Raw genomic sequence first — 7,962 nt, forward strand, 5'->3', positions numbered from 1 at the left:
CCGAATTGCACGCTCCTCGCTCTGCTGCTCGGCTGGGCCGAATACAACCTGAAGCACGCCGTCGTCATCGGGGTCGAACGCCATGACGACGACCAGCTTGGGCATCTTCTGCTTCGGAAGGATAGCGGCAGACATGTGTTGTTTCCTTGTGGGCCGCTCTCAACTTTAGATTTCGAGCGAGTGGAGTCCGAGATTTGGACGAAATCGACTTCAAAAAGGCAGGGTTGTCGGCAGATTATCCGAAGAACACAACGAGGATAATAACCAAAACCCATAACGTCACACTTGCCTTGATCAGAAACCCGACCATCGCGGTTCGGACCGACGACGTTGGATACTCTTTTATCGGGGCGCTCGAGCGAGCCGAGTGGCCTGCTGCGACTGCCTTGGTGGGGTTGTTTGAGGTCCCTCGGATGCCAAAGGCACGGGATGCTGGTTTTCTCATTCTGCTGCCCAGATCGTTCGAACCGGCATCTCAGATTGCCCGTGGCACATGCGATGTGTACTTCGAGAGAGCATCGCCAGTTGTTGTGGTCGAATATTTCGCTGAAAGGCACCGGGCGTTCTGGTGAGGTGGGCCCGATCGCTACGTCGCTTGGACGGCTGAGGCAATAAAATTGACATACGCCTATATTTGCCGGCCTATTAACTCGAACTCGAAGGTCATTGTCGCCTTCAAGATTGGTTGGCTGTGTTCGTCGCGAACCTCGATTGCAAGGCAGCAGCGGCGGTCGGGTGGTGCGATTTCTCTCACATAGTCCGCCAGGGCCGCGAAAGCCTCCGCACGAGCAGCATTGAGGCCTCCAGCAAGCCTTGTCCCCTCATCGTCGGGAAAGAGCCGGTCATTGTCGCGCACGTCGAAATAATACAGCGCCATGGCGGCCGAACTACACTTTGGTCGGCCTGTTCCATTTCTTATGCCGCTCCAGCTCGCCTCAGATAAGCCGGTTGTCCTCGGCCGTCTGGCGAGCACGGCGACGGGTGCCGTCCGTATCCGCCTTCCGGTGCCGTTCTGCGGCCTCCTTGCGGATCTGCTCGAAGCGATTGTCTTCGACTTCTCTGCTCGTCGGTGTCGTGTCGGTCTTTTTCACAAAAGAGATCATTATCGTGCTCCTGGTTTGACGCGAAGACGTCCGAAGACGATCACATTTGCGTGGCTTAGGCTGCGAGTGCTGCAGCGCAGCCTTCGGCGGCGCGCCTGTCGGGAGACGTCTGACCAGGCATCGTCGCCCAGCCGCCGGCTTCCACGAACTGCCGCCGCTTGTAGCCGTCGGTGATGGCGTTCAGCGCTGTGAGTTGCGCTGCTTTGTCGGAAGACGCGTTGAACTTGTCGAGGCAGATCGCTGACGCCAGTTCGCTGCGCGCCGTGTCACCGGCGGCTTTCGCCTGTTCGAGCGATGTGCCGCCCGTGACCCAGCCGCCCCAGCTGAAGCCGACGATCATCGTGGCGACAGCCGTCGCCGCGCACCCCCAGACAAGCGTTGATTTGGATGGCTGATAGGATTCCCAGCGCCGGGCGAGCGATTGCTTGATATTGGTCTGCATGGACATGTGAGTTCTCCTCTTATGGTGTTGTTCTGAATTACGCCCGGCCGCCTGCGGCCGGGCGTTCAGGCACTGTTTAGTATCCCATTCCGCCTGTGCCACCGTTGCCCGCAGCGGGCGTGCTCTTTGGCGGAACATCCGCAATCATGGCTTCGGCGGTAATCAGGAGCGCTGCGATGGAGCCCGCGTCCTGCAAAGCGGTGCGGACAACCTTGGCGGGATCGATGATGCCGGCCTTGATCATGTCGACATAGGTTTCGGTCTGTGCGTCGAAACCCTCGCTGGGGTTCTTGCCGCCCGCCAGCTTGCCGACGACGATAGACCCTTCAACGCCGGCATTCTCGGCGATCTGCCGGATCGGGGCTTCGAGTGCTTTCAAGACAATCGAAATGCCAGCCGTCACATCAGCATTGCTTCCGGTAAGCCCGGTCAAGGCTGCCGTGGCGCGCAGAAGCGCGACGCCGCCGCCGGCAACGATGCCTTCTTCCACCGCAGCGCGGGTGGCGTTTAGCGCATCATCGATACGGTCCTTCTTTTCCTTAACTTCGGTCTCGGTCGCGCCGCCGACGCGGATGACTGCAACGCCGCCGGCAAGCTTTGCCAGCCGCTCCTGCAGCTTCTCCTTGTCGTAGTCCGAGGTCGTCTCCTCGATCTGCGCTTTGATCTGCTGGATGCGGCTGGCGATCGCGTCCTTTTCGCCAGAGCCGTCGATAATGGTGGTGGTGTCCTTCTCGATGACCACGCGCTTGGCGCGGCCGAGCATGTCAACGGCGACATTTTCGAGTTTGATGCCGAGGTCTTCCGAGATCAGCTGTCCTTGCGTCAGAACGGCGATGTCTTCCAGCATGGCCTTGCGGCGGTCACCGAAGCCCGGAGCCTTGACTGCCGCAACCTTCAGCCCGCCGCGCAGCTTGTTGACGACCAGGGTCGCCAGCGCCTCGCCTTCCACATCTTCGGAGATGATCAGCAGCGGCTTGCCGCTCTGCACCACGGCTTCGAGGATCGGCAGCATGGCCTGCAAATTGCCCAGCTTCTTCTCGTGCAGGAGGATGTAGGGATCCTCCAGTTCCACGCGCATCTTCTCGGGGTTGGTCACGAAATATGGCGAGAGATAGCCGCGATCGAACTGCATGCCTTCGACGACTTCGAGTTCGGTCTCGGCGGTCTTGGCTTCCTCGACGGTGATCACACCTTCATTGCCGACCTTCTTCATCGCCTCGGCGATCATCGCGCCGACGGAGGCTTCGCCATTGGCGGCGATCGTGCCGACCTGGGCGATCTCCTCAGACGACTTTACTTTCTTGGCCCGCGTCTGGATGTCCTTGACGACGGCCGCCACGGCAAGGTCAATGCCGCGCTTCAAATCCATCGGGTTCATGCCGGCGGCAACGAGCTTTGCGCCTTCGCGTAGAATGGAGGCTGCGAGCACCGTCGCGGTGGTCGTACCGTCGCCAGCGAGGTCGTTGGTCTTCGAGGCCACTTCGCGCACCATCTGCGCGCCCATGTTCTCGAACTTGTCGGATAGCTCGATTTCCTTGGCGACGGTAACGCCGTCCTTGGTGATGCGGGGCGCCCCATACGCCTTGTCGATCACGACATTACGGCCCTTAGGTCCAAGCGTGACCTTGACGGCGTTGTTGAGCAGTTCGACGCCGCCCAACATGCGGTCGCGAGCATCGGTGGCTAATTTGATTTCCTTGGCAGACATGATTTTCGTCCAGTTCAGTCTTGAAATGAGGAGAGCGGGAAAGTCGCTCGGTCAGGCGGCTTTCTTGGCCGCTTCGGCCTTGTCGACGATGCCCATGATGTCGGTCTCCTTCATGATCAGGAGATCTTCGCCGTCAATCTTGACTTCGGTTCCCGACCATTTGCCGAACAGAACGGCGTCGCCAGCCTTGACGTCGAGAGGGATCAGCTTGCCGCTTTCGTCGCGCGAGCCCGGACCGACGGCGATCACCTCGCCTTCCTGCGGTTTCTCCTTGGCATTGTCGGGAATGATGATCCCGCCCTTGGATTTGATATCGCCGTCGGCGCGTCGGATGACGACGCGGTCGTGAAGTGGTCGGAATTTCATCGGATTTCTTTCTGCGGCCGGCGCATAGGTGGGCCGCGACTCTGTATTAGGCTCTTTGGCACTCGAATGATAGGAGTGCCAAAAATAAAATGCGAAACACGAGGAAATATAATTGTGTGACGCAGAATTATTTCTCTGCAACCGTAATTCGGTTTTACCTTTCTTTTTTCAACTGCGCGAAAAATATCTAAAAATTAAACGGGGACGCGCCTTGTTTGAAGCTCAATCAAGGCGCATATACAAAGCTCGTTGATTTTGGCCGATTGGCTTTCGCGGTGTCAGAGACCTCAGACCCGCCATACCCCCGAATCTCGACAGCGAATGCATAACGCCGATCCGGTGCGCATGTCGCTCCGTTCGAATCTGGATTAGACCCCAGCGCTGACCACGGATGTACTGGCAGCATCTGGGTCGTCCAGTTCGAACGGGAATAATGCAGGAGGCGCATCCGCGCGCTCCTGCGGAGGCCTGCAATATGACCAGCCGCACCACGCAGACTGTCATACATTTTTCATTGGATTTCCGCTTGCCGGGTTTTGACGCGCCGCAACCGGCGGGAGACTACCGCGTCGACCACGATGAGGAGCTCGTAGAGGGCGCCTCCCGGTTTGCCTGGCGACGAGTGGGCGCTTTCATCCACCTGCCAGCGATCGCCATACGTGCTTCGACGCAGCAGATGGTGCCGATCAATCCAGCGGACCTGGAAGCCGCTCTCGCAAAGGACCTTGAACAATCATGACGGCCCCATCCCACCGCGCAATCACGCGCGACGCCGCAAAGCATCTTTTTTCGATTGGGCAGTCCGTCCGGCTGAAGGGCGGGTTCCAAACGTCGCCCAAGCTTGAGGATGTCTACCGGACCCCCGCAACGCTGCCGCCGCGGGACAATTTGTTTCAATACCGCATTCGCCATGACGAGGAGCGTCATGAGCGGGTTGCGACGCAAGATCGTCTGGAGCCAGTGAGCCCGGAGCAGCCGGATTTTGGCGCAACACTCATCGAAAGGACGTTCGGCAATGGCCAAGGGACAGAAACGCAGCAGTCGCGAGATCAGAAAACCGAAGCAGGTGAAAGCACCGTCGAAGCCTGAAGGCGCATTGGGCGCGCAGATCAAGCTCGCCGAGGCCAACGCCCCACGCGGCAAGGGCAAGAGCTGACAGCGACCGCGCTCGAGCAATGAAGATCGTGATCGAATTCTATCGCACCCGGAACGCGGACGACGCGCATGCCATCGTCGGCCGCGAAACGAAGGAAGCGGTGAATGTCGATGACGCGATCGAGGTTGCGCGGCAGCTGTCGCAAACCCTCGACATGCCGCAGCGACCGGACGCCATGACGATCACCGACGGGAACGGCGCGACACTCTATTCCGGTGTCATCGATGCGGAAGCTGCCCATGAAGAAAGGCTTCAACCATGAACGGTCAACGCAACCAAACCGATCTTGCACGGAATACAACCGCGATCGCGATCTGGGAAAATGAAGGCGGCGCCCCGAGCCGTGATCTCACTGAGCATCAATACGGCCGCCGCGTTGAAATCGATCGGTCCTGGACGGTCTATCATGTTTTTACGGGCGTTGCGGCGCGTGTCGGCAACGATGACTTGATTGGCCTCAGCAGGTCGCAGGCCACAAGCAGGATGATGTCTCTCAACCTTCGCAACGCCGAATGCCGCAAACAGCGCATCAGCCTCCCGGCACTCGCCCGGGACGCGTCGGGCGAAGCGGTGGGATGCCGGTCATGACACTGTCCTTTCCAAACCCGAGCCGCAGCTTCGATGATGAGCAGAACGTCGTCCGCTTCAGTGGCCATGACGGCATGTCCCAAGTGCGATTCCTGGTGGAGGCCGCTGCACTGGAGAAATCGGGCGCGGAGTTGCGTGGGACAGCGCCATCGGAGGCGAAGTGCCTCGCCGCGTTCGATTCAATGCGCACGTCCATCTACGACGCAGCGCGCAAGGCTTATTCTCACCGACGTCGCGACTTCTATACTTTGACTGCCGCCGATTTCGGGTAGTCGGATCAGGAGCGAGTATCCTCATGCTGATCCGCTATGGTTATGAAATCACGCTGACCTGCAAACAGCCGACGGCGCTGGTGTGTCTGCTGTCGGTCCACGACGACCGTGCGGCCGACATTCGCGTTCCCGAAACGCTGTTCACCATTCCTGATGTCCCCACGACGACCTATCGAGATCTCTTCGGCAACCGATGCCGGCGGCTTGTCGCGCCGGCCGGCGACCTGACGATTTGGGGCGATGCCACGATCGAAGATGACGGCCAACCGGACAGGGCAGTTCCTGGCGCGCGGGAACTCGCGGTGCCGGAATTGCCGGACGATTGCCTCGTCTACCTCATGGGCAGCCGCTATTGCGAAACCGACCTGCTCAGCCAGATTGCATGGGATAAGTTCGGCAGCGTCGCACCCGGTTGGGATCGGGTGCAGGCGATCTGCGACTTCGTCCATGCCCACATCCGCTTCGACTACATGCAGGCCCGGTCGACCCGAACCGCGTTCGAGGCTTTCAACGAGCGGGTGGGCGTCTGTCGCGACTTCGCGCATCTCGCAGTCACGTTCTGCCGCTGCCTCAACATTCCCGCACGCTACGTCAACGGCCATCTCGGCGACATCGGCGTTCCGGTCGTCGATCCGATGGACTTCAGCGCCTGGATCGAGGTCTTCCTGGACGGCGCATGGCACACATTCGATCCGCGCAACAACACGCCGCGGATCGGGAGGATAGTGGTCGCACGCGGCCGGGATGCGGCCGACATACCGCTCATCAATTCGTTTGGCCCGCACGTCCTGAAGGCGTTTCGAGTTTGGACCTATGAGGTGGCGCCGGACCTGTAATGAACCTGAAGCGTCATGAATGAGGCCTTGGGGGATCGTTACCAAGTGGGAGGGTAACCCGATAGAACGCTTCCGAAAATCAGCTTGGCTGAGATCTCCTCCCGAAAGCAAAAACCGATGACTGGTGTCGGCCGCGAAGCCGACTTTCCGCCCTTGTAGCGCGGAGGTTAGCAAATGGCGCATTGTGCCGGTACCGAGGGCGGGATGGCCAATCAATGTAGGGACAAAGTTTGGTAAGATGCGTGCGGAACTGAAAGGCTCGCCTGGGTCACGTCATGGACTGGCTGAGCGCGACCGCGAAGATGATTATTCCGCCGCGGGCGATTTGCTGGTAACTGAATTCCTGCGGCATCTACCGCGAGCGCGGGTGGGTATAAGGATGGGAGCCTTCCCGGTTTCCGGGAGGCAAGGACCAGAACTCCGTCGCATCGGCACGGCCGACGCGGATTTGCTGCGAACCTCCGCTCGCCGTTAGGGCAGCGCCTTTCCGTCCTCGCCCTTTGGGAAAACGAAGCCACGTTACACAAATGAAGTCCGGCGACATCGTCCTGCCGCCAATCCCTTGTATGAAGACAGCCTATGCCGGCAGGAGTAGTCCATGCTGCGTGAGCACGAGCCAACGCTTGAAGATCTCTTGAACGATGCCCTCGTCCGCCAAGTCATGGCGAGCGACGGCTACAACCCCGATGATATCCGCCAGCTATTCAAGATGATCGGAACGCACTACCGACCGTTGTCGACCCTGTTTGGCTGCCTGTCCACCTTTGTGAATCCGCAATTCGAACTTCGGCAACCTGCTGCCAGTCCTAACCGACGGTCCGGCCTGCCGCCTGCCGCCCTGACGAACAACATATCCCCTAGCTGACTGGACGGAGACGAGGCAATGGACATTCGATCGACACTGACGGAGCTATGTGACGCCTTCAACGCGCACGACCTTGATCGCATCATGACGTTCTTTTCTGACGATTGTGTCTTGGAGATGCCGAGGGGAAGCAAGCCCTGGGGTTCTCGTTTTGAGGGCAAACAGACCGTACGAGAAGCGCTGGCAACACGGTTTGAGGGCCTGCCCGATGTCCACTACGGCAAGGATGAGCATTTTGTGGATTCGATTGCCGATACTGGCATCTCGAAATGGACCCTCACAGGCACGACCCTTGAGGGGACGAAAAAGGAGGTCCAAGGCTGTGACTTCTACACGTTTCGCAACGGCAAGGTGATCCGCAAGGACTCATATTGGAAGATCGTGGAATAAGAATCCGATGTTGACGCCTTTGGTGCGCTGGCTGGCTGCGGGCGCCGAGCAATTCTTCCGACTGGCAGCTGATGACCCATGGCTGACTACTGTACGGGGGCCCGCATTACCCCGCGAGAAGGTCAAGCGGACGATCGTCGGGCATTTGGCGCGCCCAGTTGGACATCTCTAAAAACCCTCGCCTTTGGACTGCGATTTTGATTCAATCCTGGCATTGATTTGCGGAGGCAGGCGAT

The 7,962-nt window shown here is 59.3% G+C and carries 14 protein-coding genes; 9 read left to right on the forward strand and 5 right to left on the reverse strand.

The features are described 5' to 3' along the window. Positions 1-194 precede the first annotated feature (194 nt). Positions 195-572 (forward strand): hypothetical protein, encoded by a 378-nt coding sequence (locus MAXJ12_RS25680; protein ID WP_008838997.1) that lies wholly within the window; start codon positions 195-197, stop codon positions 570-572. 56 nt (positions 573-628) lie between these two features. Here MAXJ12_RS25680 and MAXJ12_RS25685 read toward each other — a convergent pair whose 3' ends face one another. The 5 genes from MAXJ12_RS25685 to MAXJ12_RS25700 form a co-directional block, all read right to left on the reverse strand. Beyond that, entirely contained in the window at positions 629-877 is a 249-nt protein-coding gene (locus MAXJ12_RS25685) for a DUF6894 family protein (protein ID WP_008838998.1), read from the reverse strand. Positions 878-935: 58 nt separating this feature from the next. Continuing rightward, a complete protein-coding gene (locus tag MAXJ12_RS38305) occupies positions 936-1,103 on the reverse strand; it encodes a hypothetical protein (protein ID WP_008838999.1) in 168 nt (55 codons plus the stop codon). Between the two features lie 55 nt (positions 1,104-1,158). Continuing rightward, a complete protein-coding gene (locus MAXJ12_RS25690) occupies positions 1,159-1,551 on the reverse strand; it encodes a hypothetical protein (protein WP_008839000.1) in 393 nt (130 codons plus the stop codon). Between the two features lie 70 nt (positions 1,552-1,621). Further along, positions 1,622-3,253 (reverse strand): chaperonin GroEL, encoded by a 1,632-nt coding sequence (gene groL, locus MAXJ12_RS25695; RefSeq protein WP_008839001.1) that lies wholly within the window; start codon positions 3,251-3,253, stop codon positions 1,622-1,624. 51 nt (positions 3,254-3,304) lie between these two features. Beyond that, a complete protein-coding gene (locus MAXJ12_RS25700; RefSeq protein ID WP_008839002.1) occupies positions 3,305-3,619 on the reverse strand; it encodes a co-chaperone GroES in 315 nt (104 codons plus the stop codon). Between the two features lie 475 nt (positions 3,620-4,094). On the opposite strand from MAXJ12_RS25700, the gene MAXJ12_RS25705 reads away from it, so the two are divergent. The 8 genes from MAXJ12_RS25705 (at position 4,095) to MAXJ12_RS25740 (ending at position 7,726) form a co-directional block, all read left to right on the forward strand. Further along, positions 4,095-4,358 (forward strand): hypothetical protein, encoded by a 264-nt coding sequence (locus MAXJ12_RS25705; protein ID WP_040588044.1) that lies wholly within the window; start codon positions 4,095-4,097, stop codon positions 4,356-4,358. Beyond that, positions 4,355-4,708 carry a hypothetical protein gene (locus tag MAXJ12_RS40170; protein ID WP_008839004.1) on the forward strand — a complete coding sequence of 118 codons (354 nt, stop codon included), beginning with the start codon at positions 4,355-4,357 and terminating at the stop codon, positions 4,706-4,708. The genes MAXJ12_RS25705 and MAXJ12_RS40170 overlap by 4 nt, the downstream gene beginning before the upstream one ends. Before the next feature lie 86 nt (positions 4,709-4,794). Continuing rightward, the gene (locus MAXJ12_RS25715) at positions 4,795-5,037 is read left to right on the forward strand and encodes a hypothetical protein (protein ID WP_008839005.1); all 243 of its coding nucleotides are present in this window, start codon (positions 4,795-4,797) and stop codon (positions 5,035-5,037) included. Next, a complete protein-coding gene (locus MAXJ12_RS25720) occupies positions 5,034-5,363 on the forward strand; it encodes a hypothetical protein (RefSeq protein ID WP_008839006.1) in 330 nt (109 codons plus the stop codon). Before MAXJ12_RS25715 ends, MAXJ12_RS25720 begins: the two co-directional genes overlap by 4 nt. Beyond that, positions 5,360-5,635 carry a DUF1488 family protein gene (locus MAXJ12_RS25725; protein WP_040588046.1) on the forward strand — a complete coding sequence of 92 codons (276 nt, stop codon included), beginning with the start codon at positions 5,360-5,362 and terminating at the stop codon, positions 5,633-5,635. The genes MAXJ12_RS25720 and MAXJ12_RS25725 overlap by 4 nt, the downstream gene beginning before the upstream one ends. Positions 5,636-5,658: 23 nt before the next feature. Beyond that, positions 5,659-6,471, forward strand: coding sequence for a transglutaminase-like domain-containing protein (locus MAXJ12_RS25730; RefSeq protein WP_008839008.1), 813 nt, complete (start codon positions 5,659-5,661; stop codon positions 6,469-6,471). A 598-nt stretch (positions 6,472-7,069) separates the two neighbouring features. Then, positions 7,070-7,336 carry a hypothetical protein gene (locus MAXJ12_RS25735; RefSeq protein WP_008839009.1) on the forward strand — a complete coding sequence of 89 codons (267 nt, stop codon included), beginning with the start codon at positions 7,070-7,072 and terminating at the stop codon, positions 7,334-7,336. An 18-nt stretch (positions 7,337-7,354) separates the two neighbouring features. After that, on the forward strand, positions 7,355-7,726 hold the full coding sequence (locus tag MAXJ12_RS25740; protein ID WP_008839010.1) for a nuclear transport factor 2 family protein: 372 nt from the start codon (positions 7,355-7,357) through the stop codon (positions 7,724-7,726). The last annotated feature ends 236 nt before the right edge of the window (positions 7,727-7,962 follow it).

This window comes from Mesorhizobium alhagi CCNWXJ12-2 (assembly GCF_000236565.1).
In the GTDB taxonomy this organism is placed as follows: domain Bacteria; phylum Pseudomonadota; class Alphaproteobacteria; order Rhizobiales; family Rhizobiaceae; genus Allomesorhizobium; species Allomesorhizobium alhagi.